The sequence below is a fragment of the Rhizobium tropici CIAT 899 genome, from assembly GCF_000330885.1.
In the GTDB taxonomy this organism is placed as follows: Bacteria; Pseudomonadota; Alphaproteobacteria; order Rhizobiales; family Rhizobiaceae; genus Rhizobium; species Rhizobium tropici.
In genome coordinates this window covers 451,714-474,747 of sequence record NC_020059.1, presented here as the reverse complement: position 1 = coordinate 474,747, position 23,034 = coordinate 451,714, and the positions used below count along the sequence as shown (strand labels likewise).

Genomic DNA, 23,034 nt, shown 5'->3' with positions numbered 1-23,034 from the left:
GGCTTCCTTGTTCTTCGCTCGAAGATCGAAAATACTTTTCAGGCGCGTTCGAAAACCGATCGCGACAGGCCCTTCAGCACCGTCTTCAGCTTCTCCGGGTCGACCGGCTTGATGATGACGGCATCGGCGCCGGCCAGCAGCGCCTGCCGGCGGATCGAATCGCGGCTGTCTGCGGTCAGCACGACGATCGGCAGCGAAGGAAGGCCATGCCTGCGTTCATGGGCCCGCAGTTGCGCAAGCACGGCCGCACCCGTGCCGCCCGGCATGTTGAAATCCGTGACAAGTACCTCCGGCCGCGTTTCGAGCTTTTCGATGCGGGCTCGAAGGCCATCGAAATCCTCGACGAGGCGGACCCTGTGGCCGGCCTTGGAGAGCATGGCCCGAACCAGCATCGCGTTGACCGGGTCATCCTCGCCCAGCAGGATATCGAGCGCACGGTCCTCCTCCGCCTCCGGCGTCGTTATGCCGATCTCGGAAACGGCCTCGATCAAGGCGTCGCGTCTCTCCATGCCGCGCATGCGGCCTCTCATCACATCAATCAGCGACTGCTCGCGCAGCGGGCGGATGAGCCAGGCATCGAAAAGATCGAGCGGATGGGTGTTGCGCTCCTCGGGATTGACGAGAAAGATCTTGCGCAGCCGAGGCACCGCAAGCGCATTTCCCTCGCTGAAATACCAGGGCGCCATGCGATGATCGACGATGAGATCGGTCCATACCCCACCCTCGCCCATCGGGAAGGACGGCAGAAGATCGTCCATGTCAGCGGGGCCGATCAGCCTGCAGCGCCCGCCGAGCGTCTGTATTGTTCGCATGATGGCCGTGCTTGCCGCCCCTTCGGGAGCGAGCAGGAGGATACGAGAGCCCCTGAGCATGGTATTGCGCCGGTCGTATCCGTCCCCTCCGGCAACCAAGCCGACCGGGAAGGAGATGACGAACTCGCTGCCCTTGCCGCGCTCGCTCGCCACGCTGAGCCCTCCGCCGAATTCGCGCAGGATGCGGGCTGAGATTGCAAGGCCGAGGCCGGTGCCGGCGCTTCTTTCCACCGTGGTACCGGCTTGCTCGAACTCGCCGAAGACGCGGGCCTGCTCCTCCTCAGTCATGCCAGGACCGCTGTCGCGCACCGATATCGTCAAATCCCGGCCATTGAGATCGACGCTGACAAGTACACCGCCGGTCTGGGTGAATTTCACCGCGTTGCCGATGACATTGAACAGGATCTGGCGCAGCCGAGCGGGATCGAACTCCAAGTTCTCCGGAACATCGGCCGCAACGCTTGCAGCGATTTCTATGCCCTTTTCATGGGCGCGATGGGCGAGCATCTCGATGACGCCTTCCAGCAGCGGCCGTAAAGCCTCCTGCCGTGGATGCAACTGGAAGCGACCGACTTCGATCGTGGAGAAATCAAGGAGATCCTCGACCAGCTGCACCAGCGCGTGACCCGATTGGCGAATGCCGGTAAGATAATTTGCCTGCTCCAGGGTCAACGACGTCTGGGCGAGCAGATGGTTCATGCCGAGAATGCCAGACAGCGGCGTGCGGATCTCATGGCTGACGGTGGCGAGCAGGCGGGATTTGGCGGCGCTGTTATACTCGGCCTTCAATCTGGCGTCTTCGCGCAGGCGCGCAGCCTGCCGCTCCTCCGTCACGTCGCGCGCGATGCTCTGTATGCATAATTGCCCCGTCGTCGCGTCGCGGAACATGACATCGTGCCAGGCAAAAATGCGCCGCCCCTCGGGCGTTGCGATTTCCGCATCCTGATGCTTCGCGCCGGTGACCGTACGGAATACCAGGCCGGTCTCTTCAAGCGTCAGGCCCTCCGGATGCGGCCTGCCGGTCAATCGGCTGAACGTGGCATTGGCATGCATAATCCGCCGGTCGATGCTGCGTGTGACGGTGATATCGCCGAGCGCATCATGGATGGTGGCAAGGAGATTGGCACTTTCCCTGTGCTCCCACAGGCGATCATGCTCGCTCTCGCTGGCATCGGCAGCAGCAATCTCGAGCCTACCTGCAGCGCCTCGGGCTTTGACGATGCCGGCAGCGGCAAGCGCAAGGGCCACAAGGCCAAACACGCCCGCGAGCAACAGCGGACCTCCGGTAAAGCCAATCGCCAGAAAGGCTGCCCCAGCGACAAGACCGCCGCCATTCAACCAGTGGCCCAGCAACGACCGGGCCTGCGCGGGCGGTGGCGATTGCTGCCCCGCCTCACGCGTTATTGCCGATTTTACAAGCGACGACTCGTCGGCGGCCGGCCCTTCGCTCGGTCCTGTTTGGTCGTGAACTGCCGCGGCGGCAAGCTTTTCCTGCAGATCTGCCAGAGTGCTCATGCTGTCTGGCTATCATGGGCAGTCTTCCCGATGCCTTCAGGGATTCGATAGAATTTTACGCTTTTGCCTTTTTCGGCATGAGAAGCTCGTCGAGAATGACGCAGCCTGCGCCGACGGTGATGAAGCTGTCGGCAAGATTGAAGACGGCGAAAGACCACGTCTGCGTATGAAAGAGGATGTAATCGATCACGTGGCCATAGAGAAAGCGGTCGAGTAGATTGCCGAGAGCGCCGGCGATGATTAGGGCAAAGCCCGTATGCGCCAGCCAGCGGTGATCGGGCGTGCGTCGCCAGAGCCACAGCACGAAGGCAACGATGACGAGCCGCATCCCGACGATGAACCAGCCATCCATGCCCGACAGCATCGAGAAGGCCACGCCGAGATTATAGGTACGATAAAGGGCCAGCATCGGGATGACCGGCACCATTTCCTGTAAGGGAAGCCAGTTGTCGACCATGATCTTGATGGCCTGGTCGAGAACAACGGCAACCACGATGAAGATCAGGATTGGCAGGGGCCGCGAAAACAGGGCTGGCTTTGCAGTCGGCCGTTCGTGGGTCTCGCTTTCGGTCATCGGGTCTCGCTCAGGGTCAGGATATGGCGGCGGGCTTCGAACAGCATGACTGCCGTCGCGACCGCCAGATTGAGGCTGTCGGCGCGGCCGGCCTGCGGGATGCGGGCGAGCGCATCGGCCTCTTTCGCCAGGGCATCCGGCAGGCCGGACTGCTCGTTGCCCATCAGGATGACGACGGGCTTCTTCTTGTAATCGATGGTGCGGTAATCGACCGCGCCAGCCAGATGGGTGGCAAAAACGGAAACCTCAGCCTTCTTCTTCCAAGCCAGGAACTCTTCCGGCGTCGCCTTGACGACAGGAACGGCGAAGACCGAGCCCATGGTGGCACGTACGGTTTCCAGCGAAAAGGGATCGGTCGTCTCACCGACGAGGATGACGCCGGAAGCGCCGGCCGCATCGGCGGTGCGGATGATCGTGCCGAGATTGCCGGGATCGCGGACGCGGTCGAGCGCCACCCAGGTTTCGCCCGTCTTCGGCTTGACATCCCGAAGCTGCTGCCAGCGCTGCTCGAAGACGCCGACCACCATCTGCGGATTGTCGCGGCGGGTGATCGAACCGATGACCTTTTCGCTGACCTCAAGCACCAGCCCGCCGGCCGCCACCGTCTTGGCGGCCACCTGTTCGACGAGAGGCTTGCCCTTGGCGGCCTTGGCATAAACAAGCGTGCGGATCGTCCAGCCGAGTTCGAGCGCGTCGATGACGAGCTTCAGCCCTTCGGCGAGGAAGGCGCCGCTTTCCTCGCGGGACTTCTTGACCGTCAGCGCCTTGATGTCCTTGACGATCGGGTTGGCAAGCGAGGTGACCTCCTTGACCTGTCCGACCTTGCGCGGGCCGTCATTGCGGAAATCCTGGTTCATTTCGGCACCCAGCGGCTGAAGAGAGAGGTGGAAAGCGCCCTGCCCGGCGTGCGGCCATCAAGGCCGGCCTCGCGGATCACGAGTTCGCCGGATTCGACCGCGCCGCCGGCGCCGCGCATGGTCTCGCGCATCAGCTCATGGATCGAGTAGAAGCTGGCGCGGATGGAATAGGCCGTCAGCACGAGGCCGAGCGCCTTCGGCGACAGGATTTCGCGGCAGATATCGAGCATCAGCGGCAGGTGTTCGAACAGGTGCCAGACCTCGCCGTTCGGGCCGCGGCCGAACTTCGGCGGATCGGTGAGGATGATATCGTATTTGTTGCCGCGCCGCTCTTCGCGGAGGATGAACTTCATCGCATCCTCGCAGATCCAGCGGATCGGCAGTTTTTCCATGCGGCCCAAGGCCTGGTTTTCCCGCGCCCAGCCGATCGCCTTCTTGGACGCGTCAACATGGGTCACTTCCGCACCAGCAGCGGCTGCCACCAGGGAGGCAACGCCGGTATAGCCGAAGAGGTTCAGGACCTTGAGCGGCCTTTTCGCCGTCTCTACCTGCTCCTTCATCCAGGCCCAGTGCACGATCTGCTCCGGAAAGACCCCGACATGTCGGAAGGCGGTGAAGCGGCCGAGGAAATCGACGCCAAGTAATTGCAGCGGCCAGGTCTCGCCGAGCGCTTCGCGCGGAAAACGCCAGCGGCCCATGCCGTCCTCGTCCGTATCGCCAGTGAAAATCGCATCGGCATTGTCCCAGACATGCGCGGCGAGCGATGGCGGCCATAGCGCCTGTGCTTCCGGCCGCACGATGCGATAGGGACCGTATTGTTCGAGCTTGAGGCCATTACCGCTGTCGATCAGGTGGAAATCGCCGGCACCGAGCGACTCGAGAATGACAGGCACGCGCTCCATCGGCCTCTCGCCGATTCGGGCGATCAGCGGACGTTCCGGCGCTGCGGAAGCGGTCGCCGCATCGCGCGGCTCGATCACCCGCTCGCCATGATCACGCGAAGGCTTGGCTGGCCTCGAAGCATGCGCGGGCTTTGCCGGCGGCTTGCCGGGCATATCACGCCGGGGTTTTGCCCCGAGACCGCCCGTGGTTTTCTGGCCGGGCCGGCTTTCCCTATGTTTCACCATGCTTGTCTCAAAATTGATATGTGCGTGCAAATAGCATCTGGCCGCCACTTGGCAAAGCGCTTTCCGATCTGCGATGATCCATGCACAAAATGTCACATTGGGAGGATTGCGCATGGACATGACCGGCGAGGAGCGGATCGCAGCACCCAGGGACGCCGTATGGGCGGCGCTGAACGATCCGGAGATCCTCAAGCAATGCATCCCGGGATGCCAAAGCCTGGAAAAGATCTCGCCGACGGAACTGACCGCGACCGTAAAGCTGAAGATCGGCCCGGTTTCCGCCTCTTTCAATGGCGAGGTCAAGCTTTCCAACATCAACGCGCCAGAAAGCTACACGATTTCAGGCGAGGGAAAGGGCGGAATTGCCGGTTTCGCCAAGGGCGGCGCCGACGTCGTGCTCAAGGAAGACGGCGACGAGACCATCCTGCAATACGAGGCGAAGGCGCAGGTCGGCGGCAAGATCGCGCAGCTCGGCTCGCGGCTGGTCGATTCGAGCGCCAAGAAGCTGGCACAGCAGTTTTTTTCCGATTTCACCGCGGCGATCAACGGTCAGTCCGGCGCCTGATTGCCGAGCGCATATTTGGCGCCCATATAGTCGATCATGACATCGAAATCTCAGACATGGGCCGTCCGGCCCGCACGCGAACAGGACATGCAGACGCTCGCGGAGATTTACCTCCAGGTCCGCCGCGAGACATTCCGCTGGGTCGACCCCGATCGCTTTATACTGGAAGACTTCGCCACTCAGACGAATGGCGAGCGTCTGTTCGTCTGCGAAGATGAGCATGGCACGGTCGCCGGCTTCGCCGCGATTTGGGAGCCGGACGACTTCATCCACATGCTCTATATACTGCCGGCCTTCCAGGGCCGTGGCGCGGGCAAGGCACTACTGGCCGCACTGCCGGATTGGCCAGGGCGCCGCTATCGGCTGAAATGCCTGGTCAAGAACATCCGCGCCATGGCGTTCTACAGGATGCTCGGCTTCGAGATCATCGGCGACGGCGCGTCGCCGGAAGGGGATTATAAAGAGATGCGGCTCGGCAACGCCGCTTCACTTTGACGGCAGCTGCCCGACGATCTCTTCGGCGCGCGTGCGATGCTTGTCCGCTTCAGCCTGCCAGCGTACAGCCTCGCGCGACTGGTTACGCGCGCGCTTGCGATGCTTTCCCTGATTGACCCAAGTGACCGCGGCACCGACGATCATGCCGAGGATCAGTGCCACAAACAACAGCACGAACAGGGGCGCATTCAGCGACAGTACCTGATCCTCCGGCCGAAAGGGATTGAGCGCCAAAGTGACGGATTGCCTGTTGGCAACGCAGAATATGATGAGGATGATGCCGAGCGGCAGCAATATCAGCAGATTGACGATCTTCTTGGCCATTGCGCAGCTCCTTTGTCCGCGGCCATGAGTGCCACGCACCCAAGCCACCTTCAGCCGCAGAATAGAAAAGAGGCGGCTGAATTCAAGTGCCACCGCGTCGCGGCACAATCATGTCCGACAACTATTTTCGTCGGCGCATTTGGGAAAACTCGGCCGGAATGGCCCGATCAGTTGTCGTCTTCCTCATCGTCGCCGGCGCCCGGATTCAGGCGCTCGCGCAATTCCTTGCCCGTCTTGAAGAAGGGAACCCATTTTTCCTCGACGAAGACGGTATCGCCGGTGCGTGGGTTGCGACCGGAGCGTGAAGGCCGGTTCTTGACGGAAAAGGCACCGAAGCCGCGAAGCTCAACTCGGTTTCCCGCTGCGAGCGCATCGGTGATCTCATCCAAGACAGCATTGACAATATTTTCGACGTCGCGGTGATAGAGATGCGGGTTGCGGGCGGCAACAATCTGCACCAGTTCCGACTTAATCACAGCTATCCCCTTAAATCATTGATTTATCAATTGGCTGCACCCTGCCAAACAGAAAGCAGGCCGTCAAGAAACAACTTATCGGTCATGATTTTCTGGAGGCTCTCTCCTTTAATAAAATCATCATAACCGAGGCGATTTAGCAACCAGGAAGCGGCACCCGGCCAAAAGAAGGACGAAGTTTTGTCTTCCGGCTTCCAATCGACGATCGGCAGGTCCTTCTTGACCTTGCGCGTTTCGAGATAGGCAAGGATTTCGTCCTCGCCGCCGAGCGTGTCGATCAGCTTGTTCTGCAGCGCCTGGCGGCCGGTGAAGATGCTGCCGTCGGCAAGCTTCAGCACCTGATCGCGCGGCAGCTTGCGGCGCTCGGCGACCAGATCCACGAACCAGGCGTAGCTGTCCATGACCATATTGCGGATCATGTTCTTGGCGTCTTCGCTGGCGGGATGGAACGGCGACGGTTCGGCCTTCAGCGGTGCCGATTTGATCTCGTCGAGCGAAACGCCGACCTTGTCGAGCAGATCCTTGACCTGCGGATACTGAAAGATGACGCCGATCGACCCGGTGATGGAGGTATCGCCCGCAACGATATCGTCGCCGGCTGTCGCGATCATGTAGCCAGCCGAGGCCGCGACGGTGCGAATATCCGACACGACCGGCTTCTTGGCGGCGACCGCGCGGATCGCCTTGAATATCCGCTCGCCACCATAGGTCGTTCCGCCCGTCGAGGAAATCGACACGATCAGCGCCTTGACCTGGTCATTGTCGCGGATCTTCTTCAGCCGCTCCAGAAGCTCCGGATCGTCCTGGATGAGCCCGGAAATCTTGACGCGGGCGATCTGCGGACCGCGCGCATCGGGCAGATCGGCAGAGACGAAGCGATAAAACGCAAAGCCCAATGCCACCACGAGCAAAACGGCAACAATGCGCCAGAAACCGAGCTTGCGGCGCAATTGTCGCCGATCCGCGATTGCAGAACTGTCCATCACGCCTTATTTCTCCCCGCAACAAATTGAAAGCACTGCAAACCGGATGTATGACACCTTGAAACGGGCACAATCCTCAGAGAAAAGCGTTTCCCGTTTTCGATGTCGTCGGCGGGACGTCGCTCTGTCGTTCATCAGATAGGACATCGCCCGACCTGATGAAACCGGCCGATGGCATATTTTCTGCTAAAATTCGCCCATGGCAGGAAAAAATCCATATTGGCAAGCCAGTGCAATAATGCGAAACGATCCGATAGGCTTTTTGGCACAGCCTCGCATAGCGTGAATGCGGTTTTCCGGATCATAGAAGACGGACCAGTTGCATGCTCAATACGATCGAGCCCCCCGGCGAGGCAATGCGCTCGGTGCCGGAACGGAACGCGTATAAAGACGCGATTTTCCACTCTAACCGCGTGAAGCGGCTGAGAGTGCTGTTGCCGCTTGCCGCCGTCGTGGTCTCGCTCCTGTTTATCGTCGTCTCGGTCATCCGCGCCTATCTGCCCGCCGACATCCGGATCGAGGGTGCCAAGATCGAGGATGGCAAGGTGGTCATGGAGCGCCCTGCCATATCCGGCCGCAACAAGGATGGCATCAGCTATTCGCTGCTTGCCGAAAAAGCGCTGCAGGATATCAAGAACCCGAATATGATCACGCTCAAGACCATCAAGGCATCCATGCCGGTCAATACGGATGTGATCGCCCACGTCACGGCCCAAAGCGCGGATTTCGATCGCCAGGCCGATACGCTGAAGCTGACCGAACCCTTCACCATCATTATGGACAACGGCCTGCACGCGGAATTCAAGACCGCCTTCCTGGACGTGAAGAAGGGAGACCTTTCCAGCCAGGATCAGGTCGCAATCAGCCGAGGCGGTATGTCGGTTGTTGCGCGTTCGCTCAAGATGACGGATAAGGGGAGCGTAATCGAATTCGACGGGCAGGTTCGGATGAACATCGAACCCACCACTCTCCATAATTCAGATAGCCAACAGAAGCCGGGCGGTTCATGACAAAGTATTGGCCTAATTCAATTTTCAATTCCGGCTTGCGCAAGGCAGGCCTTCTCTGTGCCTTTGGCGCCGCAGCATTCTTCGCCGCTGCCGAGGCCGGCGCACAGTCGACGACCAGCTCGATGCCGGGCCTTGCCCTTTCCAAGGATCAGCCGATCCAGATCGAAAGCGACAAGCTGGAGATCCACGACCAGGAAAGCCAGGCCGTATTCACCGGCAACGTCAAGGTCGTGCAGGGCACGACGACCATGCAGGCCGGCAAGATGACGGTCTTCTACAAGAAGAAGCAGGCGGGTGACGCCAAGCAGCCCGACAATCCGGTCGCGAAGGTGGCCAAGGAACAGAACCAGTCGCTGGTGTCTGGCGATGCCAACATCGACCACATTCTGGTCAACGACAAGGTCTACCTCGTTTCCGGAACGCAGACGGCGACGGCGGAGGACGGCTCCTTCGACATGACCAACCAGCTTGCCATCCTCAAGGGCAAGAAAGTGGTTCTGACTGACGGGCCGAACGTTTTCACCGGCTGCCAGCTTACCGTGCACATGGCGACAGGCGAAGCCCAGTTGGATTCCTGCGGCGGCCGCGTCCAGATCCAGCTCGACCCGAAGTCGCAGCAAGTGCAGCAACAACAAAAGAAAAACTGATACCGGTCCCCTCGTGACGACATCGACAACTTCCACCTTGCCCGGCGTGCCCGGGCCGTCTTCTGCGGCATCCGGCGCACCGGCCGCCGACAAGGCACGCTATAAAGGCACGCTGATCGCCCGCGGCCTCACCAAGACCTACGGCAGGCGTCGCGTCGTGAATGGCGTTTCGCTGGTGGTACGGCGTGGCGAGGCTGTTGGCCTGCTGGGGCCGAACGGCGCCGGCAAGACAACCTGTTTCTACATGATCACCGGGCTGGTGCCGGTCGATGAGGGCACGATCGAAATTGACGGCAACAACGTCACGTCGATGCCGATGTACCGCCGTGCGCGGCTCGGCGTCGGCTACCTGCCGCAGGAAGCCTCGATCTTCCGCGGCCTGACCGTTGAAGAAAACATCCGCGCCGTGCTCGAGGTCCATGAAAAGGACAAGACGAAGCGGGAGCGCAAGATCGACGAATTGCTGGAAGAGTTCCACATTCGCAATCTGCGCACGGTGCCGGCGATCGCACTTTCGGGCGGCGAACGGCGCCGCCTCGAAATCGCCCGCGCGCTGGCGACCGACCCGACCTTCATGCTGCTCGACGAGCCTTTCGCCGGCGTCGACCCGATTTCGGTCGCGGATATCCAGAACCTTGTGCATCATCTGACCGCACGCGGAATCGGCGTGCTGATCACGGACCACAATGTTCGCGAAACGCTCGGCCTGATCGACCGCGCCTACATCATCCATGCGGGTGAGGTGCTGACCCACGGCAGGGCGAACGATATCGTCAGCAACCCTGAAGTACGCAAGCTGTATCTGGGTGACAATTTCAGCCTCTGATAGGCTGAAATGCCATCTTCCAATCCGCCAATATTAGCGGATGCTACCGCGCGCCGGAAATTTACTTCGGCTTCACAGTTCCGCTTGACCAAATCCAATAAAAAAGCAATTTTTGGGCCAGTTGGAATTTCGCGAGAATTTTAGTGATAAAAGACGCGGATTCCCGAGGAGTTCAAGGGGAGTCCCGCGTCCGCCATGGCACTATCGGCCAATCTTTTCCTGCGCCAAAGCCAGAGCCTGGTGATGACACCGCAACTGATGCAGTCCATCCAGTTGCTGCAGATGACGCATTTCGAGCTCACCCAATTCATCGCGCAGGAAGTCGAGAAGAATCCGCTGCTGGAATTTGCGTCAAATGACGAGGATCTAGGCAGTACCAGCGACCGTGAGCCGAAGGACGAACGGTTCGAGGCCATGGAGGAAACCCATGGCGAGGATGGCTCCGGACGCGATGCCGGCGACCTTGCGAGCGACTGGTATGAGAGTGACAATACCGGCAATGCCAACCGGCTGAGCGACGAGCTCGACACCAATTTCGGCGATATCTTTCCTGACGACGGCAGCCCGCAGCGCGCCGATGCGCCGGAGCTGCTCAGCCAATGGAAGTCCATGCCAGGGGGGGAAGCCGGTGAGAGCTATGATCTAGACGACTTCGTCGCCGGCCAGGTGTCGCTGCGTGATCATCTGAACGAACAGATCCCATTTTCGCTTCCCGCCATGGCCGATCGGCTGATTGCCCAGCATCTTGTCGACCAGCTCGACGACACCGGCTATCTGCGCGCCGAGCTCAACGAAACGGCCGAACGGCTCGGCACAACGCTTGCCGATGTGGAACGGGTTCTGGACACCCTGCAGCAGCTCGATCCTCCCGGTGTCTTTGCCCGCTGCCTCAGCGAATGCCTGGCGATCCAGCTTCGGCAGAAGGATCGCTTCGATCCCGCCATGGAGCGACTGATCGAAAACCTTGAACTGCTCGCGCGGCGCGATTTTGCTACGCTGAAGCGGGTCTGCGGTGTCGATGAGGAAGATCTGCTCGACATGATGACGGAAATCCGTCAGCTCAACCCCAAGCCCGGCAGCGGTTTCGAGACCGAGATATCGGAGGCGATCATGCCCGATATCGTCGTGCGGCCCTCTGCGGACGGGAGCTGGCTGGTGGAGCTCAATCCCGATGCGCTGCCGCGGGTATTGGTGAGCCAGTCCTATTTCGCCTCCGTCAGCAAGACCAGCCAGGACCACGCCTTCCTATCGGAATGCCTGCAGAACGCCAATTGGCTGACCCGCAGCCTGGACCAGCGCGCCAAGACGATCATGAAGGTGGCAAGCGAGATCGTGCGGCAACAGGACGCGTTCCTGCTGCATGGCGTCGACCATCTGCGGCCGCTCAACCTGAAAACCGTGGCGGACGCCATCAAGATGCATGAATCGACGGTCAGCCGCGTGACCTCGAACAAATACATGCTGACGCCGCGCGGTCTGTTCGAGCTCAAATATTTCTTCACGGTTTCGATCGGCGCCGTCGAAGGCGGCGACAGCCATTCCGCCGAAGCCGTACGTCACAAGATCCGCCTGCTGATCACGAACGAGAGCCCGGATGCGGTTCTGTCCGACGACGATATCGTCGATACGCTGAAGAAGGGCGGGATAGAGCTTGCTCGCCGCACGGTTGCAAAGTATCGGGAAGCCATGAACATCCCCTCCTCAGTGCAACGGCGCCGGGAGAAGCGGGCTTTGGCCAAAGTTTCCGGTTTCTGACGGGCGGCAACTCTCAACCATAGGCTGCAGAACTCCTAACAGTCCGTTAAGACGCAGTTGACTTTCCCATGCGGCGGGGCTAGAAGCCCGCCGCAATCGCTGCAGGACAGCACGACCATGAAACTTATCCCCACCATCCAAAAGGCGGTCGATATACGCAATTTGCCTTTAACTGCGTGAAGTGCTTGGATGAGCTTGAGGCTTGGCGTAAACTGATACGCGCAATAACCACTACAAGAAGGGAAACTCCATGAGTGTGCGTGTCTCCGGTAAACATATGGAAATTGGTGACTCCTTCCGCCAGCGGATAGAAGACCAGATCGGTATGGCCGTGACCAAATACTTCGACGGGGGGTATTCAGGTCAGGTAACTGTACACAAGTCCAGTTCGCGCTTCGCGGCCGATTGCAAGCTTCATCTCGATAGCGGCGTGGTATTGCATGCTGCCGGCGAAGCCATGGACCCGCAGCTTGCTTTCGATGCAGCGTCCGAGCGCATCGAAAAGCGCCTGCGCCGTTACAAGCGCAAACTCAAGGACCATCAGGCCGGCAACCATGTGAACGGGCAGGCGGAAGTCGCCTATACGGTCATGGACGGCATTCCGGACGACGATGAGGAAATTCCTGCCGATTTCGCGCCAGCGATCGTCGCAGAAAGTACGAAGCAATTGAAGACCATGTCGGTGGCGACTGCCGTGATGGCACTCGACATGACCGACGAACCGCTGCTGCTCTTCCGCAGCCCCGGCAACGAGCACTTGAACATCGTCTACCGCCGTCAGGACGGCAACATTGGCTGGATCGACGCAGCCAATATCAAAGGCTGAGAATAGAAGATAAGCGGCGGCCGCGCATCATCGCAGCTGGCCGCCGCTTGCCCGTCATCGGTTCTCGGCGACACGAAGGATAAAGAGAATGGCATTGGCAGATTTGCTACAGCAAGATGCGATCATCCCCGCCTTGAAGGCAAATTCCAAAAAACAACTGCTTCAGGAGTTGGCCGCCAAAGCTTCCAAGCTGACCGGATTGCCCGAGCGCGAAATCTTCGACGTCGTACTGCAGCGCGAGCGCCTCGGCTCCACCGGCGTCGGCAACGGTATCGCCATTCCTCACGGCAAGCTTGCCAGCATCAAGTCCATCGCCGGCATTTTCGCACGCCTTGAGGCGCCCGTCGATTTCGAGGCGCTGGACGACCAGCCCGTCGATCTCGTCTTCCTGCTGCTCGCACCCGAAGGCGCCGGCGCAGACCACCTGAAGGCGCTCTCCCGCATTGCCCGCGTTCTGCGGGACCAGGATCTTGTCGCCAAGCTCCGCGCCACCGATTCCGCCTCCGCCATTTACGCCTTCCTCAACGAGGAGCAGGCATCCAACGCTGCCTGACGGCTTGGATCGCATCGGACCAAGGCAAAAATAAGAGCCGGACGATCAGAGATCGTCCGGCTCTTTCTTTTAGTGGCGTTGCCCGAAAGAGGATCAGGCGTCTTTTTCATCCAGTGGACTATTGGCGCCCTGCTCGGCATTTTCGACGATCTTCGGGCCACCCTTGGCAACGCCGACCATGGCCGGGCGCAGAACGCGATCGCCAATGGCGAAACCTGCCTGCACGACCTGAACGACCGTGTTGTTCGGCACCTCGGGATTGGGCACTTCGAACATGGCCTGATGGAAATTGGGATCGAACTTCTGTCCGATCGGTTCGAGCTGGCGCACGCCGTGACGCTCGAGAGCCGACAACATCGAACGCTCGGTCATCTCGACGCCTTCGATCAGCGTCTTAAGGCCGGCATCGGCACCGGCGCGTGCTTCAGCAGGAATGGCATCCAGCGTGCGGCGCAGATTGTCTGCCACAGAGAGCATGTCGCGGGCAAAGCTTGCCACGGAATAGGACTTTGCATCCTTCACATCGCGCTCGGTGCGGCGACGGAGGTTGTCCATCTCGGCAGCCAGGCGAAGATAGCGATCGCGCAGTTCGCCGTTTTCGGCCTTCAGCAGCTCAACCGGATCTGGCTGGGACGGCTCGGCCGCATCTACGGTTTCCGCTGCATCCTGCGCGAAATCCGCTGACGTGTCGGCCGCCGTGGCGTCAGGTCCGGTTTTTGTTGTTTCGTCGGTCATGACGGTCTCCGAATTGCTTGGTCTTTGGATGTGCCCGATATCGAGGTTTGATCGGAAAAAATCAAGGCTTTGTCGAGAAGAACAGCCAATTCGCGGCTTTGCGATGACGGCAATACCTCTCCCTGCCCATTGCTGCCGCTTGTGACATCGGCTGTTCAGCCCTCCCTAGCGGTGGTATTCTGAAATACATCTCAGCACAGCGTGGGGTGACATCAATGTCTAATGGCAAATCCCTTTCAGGCAAGTGTTTCTGTGGCGCGGTGGAAATCGCAGTCGATGGCGAGCCAATGGCGATGGGCTACTGCCATTGCGACTCCTGCCGGGAATGGTCGGCAGGGCCGATCAACGCCTTCTCGCTCTGGCCGCCGGAAGCCGTGCGCGTCACCAAAGGCGCGGACAAGATCGGCAGCTACCAGAAGACCGAGAAGAGCGTGCGCAAGTGGTGCACAGTCTGCGGCGGTCATCTTCTGACCGAGCATCCGCCGTGGGGCGTGACCGATGTCTACGCGGCCGTCCTGCCCGACCTCGATTTTCAGCCTGGCCTGCATGTCAACTACGAGACGACGGTGCTGCATCTGAAGGACGGGCTGCCGAAGCAGAAGGATTTACCAGCCGAGATGGGCGGGTCGGGAACCTTGCTTCCCGATTGACCGCAGCAGCTAGAGCGGTTCAGTTTTTATGGAATCCCTGAACCGCTCCATCTCTTTGTTGCCTCGCAATTCCGGACAGAAAACCGCTGCGCACTTTTCCTGGAATTACTCTATATCCTCTCCTCAGATTCCCGGCCGCGAAAGCCGCGAGATCAGCTGCGCGGTATAATCGACCATGGGCACGATGCGGGCGTAATTCAGCCGCGTCGGGCCGATGACACCGACGGCGCCGACGATGCGGTCATCATCATCGCGATAGGGCGCAACGATCAGCGAAGAGCCCGACAGCGAGAAGAGCTTGTTTTCCGAGCCGATGAAGATGCGCACGCCCGGTCCGCTTTCGGCGAGATTGAGGATCTCGATCAGGCTGTCCTTCTTCTCCAGATCGTCGAAAAGCAGGCGCAGACGATCCAGATCCTCCGCGCCGCCGATTTCGGCGAGTAGATTGGAATGACCTCGAACGATAAGCTGCGTCGGCTTGCCGTCGTCATCGCCGCCGGACCAGACGGCGATGCCGCGCTCGACCAGCTGATGGGAGAGGCTATCCAGCTCCTGGCGCACGCTTTCCTTGAGAGTTTGCAGCTGCCGCCGCAATTCCGGCATGGTCTGGCCGGTCATATGGGCGTTGAGGAAGTTGGCGGCTTCCGTCAGCTGCGACGATGTGGTGCCGGCCGGCAGCTCGATAATGCGGTTTTCGACTTGATCGTGCTCGCCGACGAGCACGGCGAGTGCCTTGGTCGGCTCCAGCCGAATGAATTCCACATGTTTGAGAACCGGATCGCTCTTGGAGGTGATGACGAGACCGGCGCCGCGAGAGATGCCCGACAGCACCCGGCTTGCCTCCGACATCATCGATTCCACCGGCTGGTCGCGATTGCTGCCGCGCACCTGCCGGTCGATATTGGCGCGGTCCTCGGCCGAGAGGTCGCCGACCTGCATGAAGGCATCGACGAAGAAGCGTAGGCCCACCTGGGTCGGCAATCGCCCGGCGCTCACATGCGGCGAATAGATGAGCCCCAGCTCTTCCAGATCGCTCATGACATTGCGCACGGAAGCCGGCGACAGCGACATGGGCAAGAGGCGCGAGAGATTGCGCGAACCCAATGGCTCGCCGTTCTCAAGATAGCCTTCGACGATGCGACGGAAGATTTCCTTGGAGCGTTCGTCCAGTGCAGCAATGACATCCGAGACCGACGATGTCGTGAATACCATTTCGCTGTCAGATCCATTCCGTTGAGCCTTAGGCAAAATATAATCATTCAGTTAGCAATGGCAAAAGGGAAAAATGTCGCCAAGGCTGCCGAGGGGCTTTGCAGCCTGCTTTTCCTTTGCAAAAGCGGCCTGCGGGTCGTAGAAGCGGTCAACGAACATTCAGGAGAGTGGAATGCGGCCTTCAGGCAGAAAAACCGACCAGATGCGCAAGGTATCGTTCGAGCGCAATTTTTCCAAGCATGCGGAAGGCTCCTGCCTGGTGAAATTCGGCGATACGCATGTGCTCTGCACGGCAAGCCTGGAAGACAAGACGCCGCCATGGCTGCGCAACAGCGGCAAGGGCTGGGTCACGGCCGAATACGGCATGCTGCCGCGCGCCACGGGCGAGCGCATGAAGCGCGAAGCTGCCGCCGGCAAGCAGGGCGGCCGTACGCAGGAAATCCAGCGCCTCATCGGCCGATCGCTGCGCGCCGTCGTCGATCTCAAAGAACTCGGCGAGCGCCAGATCACCGTCGATTGCGACGTCATCCAGGCCGATGGCGGTACGCGCACGGCCTCGATCACCGGTGGCTGGATCGCGCTTTACGATTGCCTGAAATGGATGGAAAGCCGCAACATGGTGAAGGTCGAGCGGGTGCTGAAGGATCACATCGCCGCCATCTCGTGCGGCATCTTTGCCGATCAGCCTGTCATCGATCTCGATTATCTCGAGGATTCCTCGGCCGAGACCGACGCCAATTTCGTCATGACGGGCAAGGGCGGCATCGTCGAGATCCAGGGAACGGCTGAGGGTGCCCCTTTCAGCGAAGAGGAATTCGCCACGCTGATGCATTTGGCCAAGAACGGCATTGCCGAACTGGTGGAGCTGCAGAAGCAGGCTATCGCCTGAGGATATTTTGAATGGCTGACCCGGCCCTCGCAGGCGTCCTTGAAACCGCACTCTATGCGGACGATCTCGATGCAGCCGAGGCCTTTTATGGCGGCATACTCGGATTGCAGAAGATCTCGCGCGGCGGCAACCGCCATGTCTTCTATCGCTGCGGGCCAGGCGTGCTCCTGATCTTCAACAGCGAAGAGACGGTCAAGCCGCATGAGCCAGGTGCCCTGCCCGTGCCGCCGCACGGCACGGAGGGACAAGGTCACGTCTGCTTTCGCATCGACAACGACGAAATCGAAGCCATGGCCGAGAGGCTGAAGGCAGCGGGTGTCGATATCGAAGCCGATTTTCACTGGCCGAATGGCGGCCGTTCGATCTATTTCCGCGATCCGGCCGGCAACAGCCTGGAATGCGCCGAACCCCGCATCTGGGGCCTATGACAGGACAGCACATGCGCAAGCTCGAGACCAAGACCATTGTCGTCGCCAGCCACAATGCCGGCAAGATCCAGGAAATCCGCGATCTGATCGGCCCGCTCGGCTTTACCGCCAAGTCTGCCGCCGATCTGAACTTCATCGAGCCGGACGAGACGGGCACGACCTTCGAGCAAAATGCGACGATCAAGGCGCTTGCTTCCGCCAATGCCTCCGGTCTGCCGGCACTCTCGGATGATTCCGGCCTGGTGATCGATGCGCTCGGCGGCGATCCCGGCGTCTATACCGCCAATTGGGCCGAAACGGCTGACGGCACGCGCGATTTCGCCATGGCAATGCAGAAGGTCGAAACCGCCCTGGAAAAGGCCGGCGCCAACACGCCGGAGAGCCGCACCGCTCGCTTCGTCAGCGTGCTTTGCCTTGCCTGGCCGGACGGGCATACCGAGCTTTTCCGCGGCGAAGTGGAGGGCACGGTCGTCTGGCCACCGCGCGGCAGCCAGGGCTTCGGCTACGATCCGGTCTTCCAGCCCAAGGGATACGAGACTACGTTTGGCGAAATGAGCGCCGAGCAGAAGCATGGCTGGAAGCCCGGCGACGAGCAGGCGCTCTCACATCGCGCCCGCGCCTTCAAGATCTTTGTCGAAACCTGCCTGGAGGCGTAAGCTAACCCCGTGGAAGTCGTAGATACGCAGGATCTGATGCGCGGAGCGCAATTGCTGCCCGATACCGGCGAACCCGGTTTCGGCGTCTATGTGCATTGGCCTTTCTGCGCAGCCAAGTGTCCCTATTGCGATTTCAACAGCCATGTCCGCCATCAGCCTGTCGATCAGGAGCGCTTCGCGGCCGCCTTTCTGAAGGAAATGGCGACGATGCGGATGATCAGCGGGCCGAAGACGGTGACCAGTGTCTTCCTCGGCGGCGGCACGCCTTCGCTGATGAAGCCCGAGACGGTCGGTGCCGTCCTTGATGGCATTGCCAGGACATGGCATGTGCCTGACGGCATCGAGATCACCATGGAGGCCAATCCGTCGAGCGTCGAAGCAGAGCGCTTTCGAGGCTACCGCGCCGCCGGGGTCAATCGCGTATCGATGGGCGTGCAGGCACTGAACGACCGCGACCTGAAATTCCTCGGCCGGCTGCACAATGTCGAGGATGCGCTGAAGGCAATCAGACTGGCGCGCGAAATCTTCCCGCGCATGTCCTTCGACCTTATCTATGCTCGCCCGAATCAGACCGTCGAGGAATGGGAGCGCGAGCTGAAAGAGGCGATCTCCTATGCGGTCGATCATCTCTCGCTCTATCAGCTGACGATCGAGGAAGGCACGCCGTTCTATGGACTGCACAAGGCCGGCAAGCTGATCGTGCCCGATGGCGATCAATCGGCGCTGCTTTATGAGGCGACGCAGGAGATTACCGAGCGCGAGGGCATGCCGGCCTATGAGGTTTCAAATCACGCGCGTCCCGGCGCCGAGAGCCGGCACAATCTCACCTATTGGCGCTATGGCGACTATTCGGGCATCGGCCCCGGCGCCCATGGCCGCCTGACGCGTGGCCCGCAGAAGCTGGCGACGGCGACCGAACGTAAGCCAGAGAGCTGGCTCGAGATGGTCGAGCGCGACGGCCACGGCATGATTGACCAGGAAATGCTGGGTTTCGACGAACAGGCCGACGAATTGCTGCTGATGGGCCTGCGGCTGCGAGAGGGCGTCGATCTAGCCCGCTGGCAGCAGCTGTCCGGGCGCGATCCCGATCCGCAGCGCGAGGCGTTTTTACTGGAACACGGTTTCATAGAGCGGATCGGCAATTCCCGCCTGCGCTGCACGCCGGCTGGGATGCTGGTTCTCGATTCGGTCGTCGCCGATCTAGCCTGTTAACACCTCCCTTGAGGGCAGGGGACTCGCATATGGGGCGGATGAGCACCGGAATCTCCTTCTCCCCTTGGGGAGAAGGGGGCGCGGCCGGCAGGTAGGAGTGACCCCCGTGTGTACGATGACTCGGTTGTCGACGAGATCACCCCACCCCGGCACTACGTGCCGACCCTCCCCCTCAAGGAGCGGATAAATAAGCGCCCATCGATTGCCGCCAGACCCACCGCGATCAGCGCCATGCCGATAAAATGCTTCGACTGCAGGCTCTCGCCGAGAACGAGCGCGCCAAGCAGGATGGCGCTGACGGGAATGAGGAAGGTGACCAGCATCAGATTGGTGGCGCCGGCCGTTGCCAGAATGCGGAAGAACAGCACATAGGCGATGGCGGTGGACAGAATTGCCAGGCCGGCCAGAGCCAGCCAGGTCTCGGTGGATGGCATGGCCAGCGTCCAGGGGCGATCGACGAAGAGCGCGATCGGCAGAAGCATTATCGCCGATCCTGTGACCTGGCCGGCGGCGGGAATGATCGGTGCCAGCCCCATGCGACGGAAACGGCGGCCGAATATGCCGGCCAGCGAGTAGCTGAAGGCGGCACCCAGCACGGCAAGCTGCGCCAGCACGTTGGAGCCGAGGCTTGCAAGCACCGAAGGGCCGATCATCAGGGCGACGCCGGCGAAGCCGACGATGACGCCGATCAGGCGATTGCCGGTCATCTTCTCATCCTCGGTCAGGAAATGGGCGACCACGACAGCAAAGAGCGGCGTGGTGGCATTGAGGATGGATGCGAGGCCGCTGGCGATATGGGTCTGCCCCCATACGATCAGCAGGAACGGAATGACATTGTTGAGGAAGCCCATGCCGAAGAAGGCGAGCCAGGTCTGGCGATCTTTCGGCATCGCATGGCCGGTGGCGCGCACGATGACATGCAAAGCAATGGCGGCGAGCGCGACGCGCGCGGTAACGATGGTGAAGGGCGGCAGTTCGCGCACCAGGATGCCATTGAACAGGAAGGAGCCGCCCCACAGGATGGATAGCCCCACCAGCATGCTCCATTCGACCGCACCCATGGATTTCTGTAGCATGAGACTATCTCCAGCATCAGCTGATTGAGTTTTACTTATCAGCGGCCAATCGCGACATCATTGCCAACCCCCGCTATTACTGGAATAATCTCGCTATATAGAGACTCTGACAAGCGAGTCTTTTTCAAATCATGATTTAGCTGAGCTCAATCATCATGGATCAATTGCCATCCCTTTCGGCGCTGCGCGCCTTTGAAGCCTCCGCCCGGCATCTCAGCATGACACTGGCGGCAAATGAGCTGCATGTGACGCCGGGCGCCATCAGCCTGCAGATCCGCGACCTCGAAAGCGCCCTCGGCGTGCGGCTTTTCGAGCGGCGAGCCCGGAGCCTGGCGCTGACGAGTGAAGGTGCCGAATATTTTGCGACGATGCGAACGGCATTCCGCCTCATCCGCGAGGCGACAGCGGCTCTCGCAATGCGCTCCAACGATACGGTGCTGACCCTTACCTGCACAGCCGGCTTCGCCACGCACTGGCTGGTGCCGCGGCTGCGGCGCTTCGAGGAGGCCCATCCCGATATCGACCTGCGCATCAGCGCGTCCTATCGCATGATGGATTTCCAGCGGGATGGGATCGATCTTGCCATCCGCCACGGCCTCGGCGGCTATGAGGGATTGGCAAGCGAACGATTTCTCGATGACGAATATGTTCCGGTCTGTACGCCGGAAATGGCGGCTGCATTCGGCCCCTCCCCTGCGGTTGACGATCTCGCCACCCTGACGTTGATCCATGACGTCTACCGGCGCGACTGGGAGCTCTGGCTGAAGGCCGTCGGGGCAACGCGGGTGGATGCCATGCATGGGCCGGTCTTTACCGACGGCATGGGCGCCTACCACGCCATGAAGGCTGGCCTTGGCATCGCCTTGATGCGCCGCTCCTTCGTGGAGCAGGAACTGGCTGACGGCACGCTTGTTGCGCCATTCCCGACGGGATTTGCAAGCGCGCTTGCCTACCATCTTGTCTATCAGCCCGGTGCGCTGGAAAGACCGGCGATAGCGGTGCTGCGTGCGTGGCTATTTTCCGAGGTTTCACGCACAACGCCATCGGCATAGGCGTACTTCGCCCGCCTGATCGCCCAAAAGAAACGGCCGGCAATGAAGCCGGCCGTAGCTCGTGTGGTGAACGCCGATACCCGGCCTATTCGTTGATGAGGCGCTTCAGCAGCTCGATCTCGTGCGACAGCTTGCTGTCGCCGGAAATCAGCTCCTCGATCTTGCGCACCGCATGCAGCACAGTCGTATGATCGCGACCACCGAAACGGCGGCCGATTTCCGGGAAGGAACGCGGCGTCAGCGTCTTCGACAGATACATGGCGATCTGGCGCGGCTTGACGATGACGCGCGTGCGGCGGTTCGAAACCAGCTCCTGGCGCGACACGTTGTAGTGACGTGCGACGATGCGCTGAATGTCCTCGATGCGGACACGGCGCGGCTCGCCGGAGCCGACCAGATGCGCCAGCAGTTCATCGACGCGCTCGACCGTCAGGTTCGGCTCGAAGGAACGGCGGAAGATAAGCTGGTTGAAGGCTCCTTCCAGTTCGCGGCCGCTGGCGGTCACGTTGCGGGCGACATGCGAGAGAAGCTCGGCCGGGATTTCCAGCGACGGATCGTCCTGGCGGGCAGCATCGAGACGGCGCTTGAGGATCTCAAGGCGCATTTCATAGTCCGGCGCCTCGACTTCGATCGCCACACCGCCCTGCAGGCGCGAACGCACGCGCGGGTCGAGCGATTCCAGCTCCCAGGGAGCGCGATCGGCGGCAACGACGACCTGCTTGGCGCTGTCGAGCAGCATGTTCAACAGATGGCAGAACTCATGCTGGATCATCTTGCCCTGCAGGAACTGCATGTCGTCGATGATGAGCAGATCGATATTGCGCAGCGAGTCCTTCAGCGTCAGTGCGTCATTGTCGCGGATCGCGGTTGCGAAGCGCCACATGAAATATTCCGCCGTCAGGTAGACGACCCGCAGGCCGCGCGGGTTCTGTACTGCCGCATTCGCGATCGCCTGCAGAAGGTGGGTCTTGCCAAGGCCAACCGTTGCATGGACGAAGAGCGGATTGAAACGCACGGCGCCGGAGCCAGCTTCGGCGATGGTCTTTGCCGCAGCAAGGCTGACACGGTTCGAGCTGCCTTCAACGAACGTATCGAAGGTGAAGCGGGAATCGAGCGGAGAGCCGAACAGCGGCGCGCCCGCCGTTGCGGGCCGCGCAGCCGCAGCCGCACTCACGGCCTGGGCAACCACCTGGCCGGCCGGCTGGGCGACGGCGCGACGGATCGGCGCGACAGCCGCCTGGTCCGGCACCGCCGGCTGCTCATCGACAGATGGCTTCGCGCCCTGCCGGGTTGCGGTGCGCACCAGAATTTCGACTTTGAGGATCTCGGCATCCTCAGCCTGGAACAGGCTGGTGATGAGATCGAGATAGCGATTGTTGATCCAGGACTTCAGAAATGTCGTCGGGACCGTGAGGCGAACGACGCTCTTCGATACCGAATGAAGCTTGAGCCGCGCAAACCAGCTGGCATAGACATCGGGTCCGACCTGAGCCTTCAAGCGCGCGCTGACGCGCTCGAACAAATTATTTCGCGCCACGTCGCCCTTTTCCCCCGCCGCTTCTAAGCAAACCGCACCGAACGCCTGCGCATTGTCCCCATTTTCCAACGCACCCGTCGCCCTCGTATGTATCTGCATATAGTGCCGCCTTCCAAAGTCTCTTTATAGGGCGGGAGCACATCACTGCCGCCCCTGGTTCTTCGCCATGGCATGACGATCGCGCTCGTTGTCCCAAGCTGCGCCGCATACCGGTTCATCAGCCACGCCCGGCCAGCAGGCTT

Annotated in this window: 25 protein-coding genes; 14 read left to right on the top strand and 11 right to left on the bottom strand. The window is 60.7% G+C overall.

Features of this window, described 5'->3' with window-relative positions; translation table 11 throughout:
* Nucleotides 1-38: 38 nt before the first annotated feature.
* From RTCIAT899_RS02320 to RTCIAT899_RS02305, 4 genes are read right to left on the bottom strand one after another with little or no spacing between them, the layout of a single operon-like run.
* Entirely contained in the window at nt 39-2,327 is a 2,289-nt protein-coding gene (locus RTCIAT899_RS02320) for a PAS domain-containing hybrid sensor histidine kinase/response regulator (protein WP_015338615.1), read from the bottom strand.
* 55 nt (nt 2,328-2,382) lie between these two features.
* On the bottom strand, nt 2,383-2,901 hold the full coding sequence (gene lspA, locus RTCIAT899_RS02315; protein ID WP_015338614.1) for a signal peptidase II: 519 nt from the start codon (nt 2,899-2,901) through the stop codon (nt 2,383-2,385).
* On the bottom strand, nt 2,898-3,758 hold the full coding sequence (locus RTCIAT899_RS02310; protein WP_015338613.1) for a TrmH family RNA methyltransferase: 861 nt from the start codon (nt 3,756-3,758) through the stop codon (nt 2,898-2,900). Before RTCIAT899_RS02310 ends, lspA begins: the two co-directional genes overlap by 4 nt.
* On the bottom strand, nt 3,755-4,882 hold the full coding sequence (locus RTCIAT899_RS02305; protein ID WP_184461877.1) for a class I SAM-dependent methyltransferase: 1,128 nt from the start codon (nt 4,880-4,882) through the stop codon (nt 3,755-3,757). Before RTCIAT899_RS02305 ends, RTCIAT899_RS02310 begins: the two co-directional genes overlap by 4 nt.
* A 115-nt stretch (nt 4,883-4,997) precedes the next feature.
* Between RTCIAT899_RS02305 and RTCIAT899_RS02300 the strand changes: the two genes are divergently transcribed.
* Nucleotides 4,998-5,450: an SRPBCC family protein gene (locus RTCIAT899_RS02300; protein WP_015338611.1), complete on the top strand. Its 453-nt coding sequence runs from the start codon at nt 4,998-5,000 to the stop codon at nt 5,448-5,450.
* A gap of 36 nt (nt 5,451-5,486) precedes the next feature.
* A complete protein-coding gene (locus RTCIAT899_RS02295; protein WP_015338610.1) occupies nt 5,487-5,945 on the top strand; it encodes a GNAT family N-acetyltransferase in 459 nt (152 codons plus the stop codon).
* Here the strand turns inward: RTCIAT899_RS02295 and RTCIAT899_RS02290 are convergent.
* From RTCIAT899_RS02290 to sppA, 3 genes are all read right to left on the bottom strand, one after another.
* Nucleotides 5,937-6,269, bottom strand: a complete 333-nt coding sequence (locus RTCIAT899_RS02290) for a LapA family protein (protein WP_015338609.1) — start codon at nt 6,267-6,269, stop codon at nt 5,937-5,939. The genes RTCIAT899_RS02295 and RTCIAT899_RS02290 overlap by 9 nt on opposite strands.
* A 167-nt stretch (nt 6,270-6,436) precedes the next feature.
* The gene (locus RTCIAT899_RS02285; protein WP_015338608.1) at nt 6,437-6,745 is read right to left on the bottom strand and encodes an integration host factor subunit beta; all 309 of its coding nucleotides are present in this window, start codon (nt 6,743-6,745) and stop codon (nt 6,437-6,439) included.
* Between the two features lie 26 nt (nt 6,746-6,771).
* Complete coding sequence (sppA, locus tag RTCIAT899_RS02280) at nt 6,772-7,728, bottom strand: signal peptide peptidase SppA (protein ID WP_015338607.1); 957 nt, start codon at nt 7,726-7,728, stop codon at nt 6,772-6,774.
* A gap of 323 nt (nt 7,729-8,051) precedes the next feature.
* Here sppA and lptC point away from each other — a divergent pair, with 323 nt between their 5' ends.
* The 6 genes from lptC (at nt 8,052) to ptsN (ending at nt 13,345) form a co-directional block, all read left to right on the top strand.
* A complete protein-coding gene (lptC, locus tag RTCIAT899_RS02275) occupies nt 8,052-8,738 on the top strand; it encodes an LPS export ABC transporter periplasmic protein LptC (protein ID WP_041677187.1) in 687 nt (228 codons plus the stop codon).
* Complete coding sequence (locus RTCIAT899_RS02270; RefSeq protein ID WP_015338605.1) at nt 8,735-9,385, top strand: LptA/OstA family protein; 651 nt, start codon at nt 8,735-8,737, stop codon at nt 9,383-9,385. The genes lptC and RTCIAT899_RS02270 overlap by 4 nt, the downstream gene beginning before the upstream one ends.
* Nucleotides 9,386-9,422: 37 nt before the next feature.
* On the top strand, nt 9,423-10,211 hold the full coding sequence (gene lptB, locus RTCIAT899_RS02265) for an LPS export ABC transporter ATP-binding protein (protein WP_041677789.1): 789 nt from the start codon (nt 9,423-9,425) through the stop codon (nt 10,209-10,211).
* A gap of 195 nt (nt 10,212-10,406) precedes the next feature.
* Nucleotides 10,407-11,966, top strand: coding sequence for an RNA polymerase factor sigma-54 (rpoN, locus tag RTCIAT899_RS02260; protein WP_015338603.1), 1,560 nt, complete (start codon nt 10,407-10,409; stop codon nt 11,964-11,966).
* 250 nt (nt 11,967-12,216) lie between these two features.
* Nucleotides 12,217-12,792, top strand: a complete 576-nt coding sequence (gene hpf / locus RTCIAT899_RS02255; RefSeq protein ID WP_015338602.1) for a ribosome hibernation-promoting factor, HPF/YfiA family — start codon at nt 12,217-12,219, stop codon at nt 12,790-12,792.
* An 88-nt stretch (nt 12,793-12,880) separates the two neighbouring features.
* On the top strand, nt 12,881-13,345 hold the full coding sequence (gene ptsN / locus RTCIAT899_RS02250) for a PTS IIA-like nitrogen regulatory protein PtsN (RefSeq protein ID WP_015338601.1): 465 nt from the start codon (nt 12,881-12,883) through the stop codon (nt 13,343-13,345).
* A gap of 93 nt (nt 13,346-13,438) precedes the next feature.
* On the opposite strand, the gene grpE is transcribed toward ptsN, so the two are convergent.
* Nucleotides 13,439-14,080, bottom strand: a complete 642-nt coding sequence (gene grpE, locus RTCIAT899_RS02245; RefSeq protein WP_015338600.1) for a nucleotide exchange factor GrpE — start codon at nt 14,078-14,080, stop codon at nt 13,439-13,441.
* A gap of 215 nt (nt 14,081-14,295) precedes the next feature.
* Here grpE and RTCIAT899_RS02240 point away from each other — a divergent pair, with 215 nt between their 5' ends.
* Entirely contained in the window at nt 14,296-14,730 is a 435-nt protein-coding gene (locus RTCIAT899_RS02240) for a GFA family protein (protein WP_041677185.1), read from the top strand.
* Nucleotides 14,731-14,853: 123 nt separating this feature from the next.
* Here RTCIAT899_RS02240 and hrcA read toward each other — a convergent pair whose 3' ends face one another.
* Nucleotides 14,854-15,942 carry a heat-inducible transcriptional repressor HrcA gene (gene hrcA, locus RTCIAT899_RS02235; RefSeq protein ID WP_015338598.1) on the bottom strand — a complete coding sequence of 363 codons (1,089 nt, stop codon included), beginning with the start codon at nt 15,940-15,942 and terminating at the stop codon, nt 14,854-14,856.
* Nucleotides 15,943-16,114: 172 nt separating this feature from the next.
* On the opposite strand from hrcA, the gene rph reads away from it, so the two are divergent.
* Genes rph through hemW form a run of 4 tightly spaced genes read left to right on the top strand, consistent with a single transcriptional unit; the run spans nt 16,115 to nt 19,127 of the window.
* Nucleotides 16,115-16,831, top strand: a complete 717-nt coding sequence (rph, locus tag RTCIAT899_RS02230; RefSeq protein ID WP_015338597.1) for a ribonuclease PH — start codon at nt 16,115-16,117, stop codon at nt 16,829-16,831.
* A gap of 11 nt (nt 16,832-16,842) precedes the next feature.
* The gene (locus RTCIAT899_RS02225) at nt 16,843-17,259 is read left to right on the top strand and encodes a VOC family protein (protein ID WP_015338596.1); all 417 of its coding nucleotides are present in this window, start codon (nt 16,843-16,845) and stop codon (nt 17,257-17,259) included.
* An 11-nt stretch (nt 17,260-17,270) separates the two neighbouring features.
* Entirely contained in the window at nt 17,271-17,915 is a 645-nt protein-coding gene (rdgB, locus tag RTCIAT899_RS02220) for an RdgB/HAM1 family non-canonical purine NTP pyrophosphatase (protein WP_015338595.1), read from the top strand.
* Nucleotides 17,916-17,951: 36 nt separating this feature from the next.
* A complete protein-coding gene (gene hemW, locus RTCIAT899_RS02215; RefSeq protein WP_041677788.1) occupies nt 17,952-19,127 on the top strand; it encodes a radical SAM family heme chaperone HemW in 1,176 nt (391 codons plus the stop codon).
* Nucleotides 19,128-19,279: 152 nt separating this feature from the next.
* Here the strand turns inward: hemW and RTCIAT899_RS02210 are convergent, their stop codons facing one another.
* Nucleotides 19,280-20,203 carry a DMT family transporter gene (locus RTCIAT899_RS02210; protein WP_015338593.1) on the bottom strand — a complete coding sequence of 308 codons (924 nt, stop codon included), beginning with the start codon at nt 20,201-20,203 and terminating at the stop codon, nt 19,280-19,282.
* 155 nt (nt 20,204-20,358) lie between these two features.
* Here RTCIAT899_RS02210 and gcvA point away from each other — a divergent pair, with 155 nt between their 5' ends.
* Complete coding sequence (gene gcvA, locus RTCIAT899_RS02205; RefSeq protein WP_015338592.1) at nt 20,359-21,255, top strand: transcriptional regulator GcvA; 897 nt, start codon at nt 20,359-20,361, stop codon at nt 21,253-21,255.
* An 85-nt stretch (nt 21,256-21,340) separates the two neighbouring features.
* Here the strand turns inward: gcvA and dnaA are convergent, their stop codons facing one another.
* Nucleotides 21,341-22,891 (bottom strand): chromosomal replication initiator protein DnaA, encoded by a 1,551-nt coding sequence (gene dnaA / locus RTCIAT899_RS02200; protein WP_015338591.1) that lies wholly within the window; start codon nt 22,889-22,891, stop codon nt 21,341-21,343.
* Nucleotides 22,892-23,034: the final 143 nt, after the last annotated feature.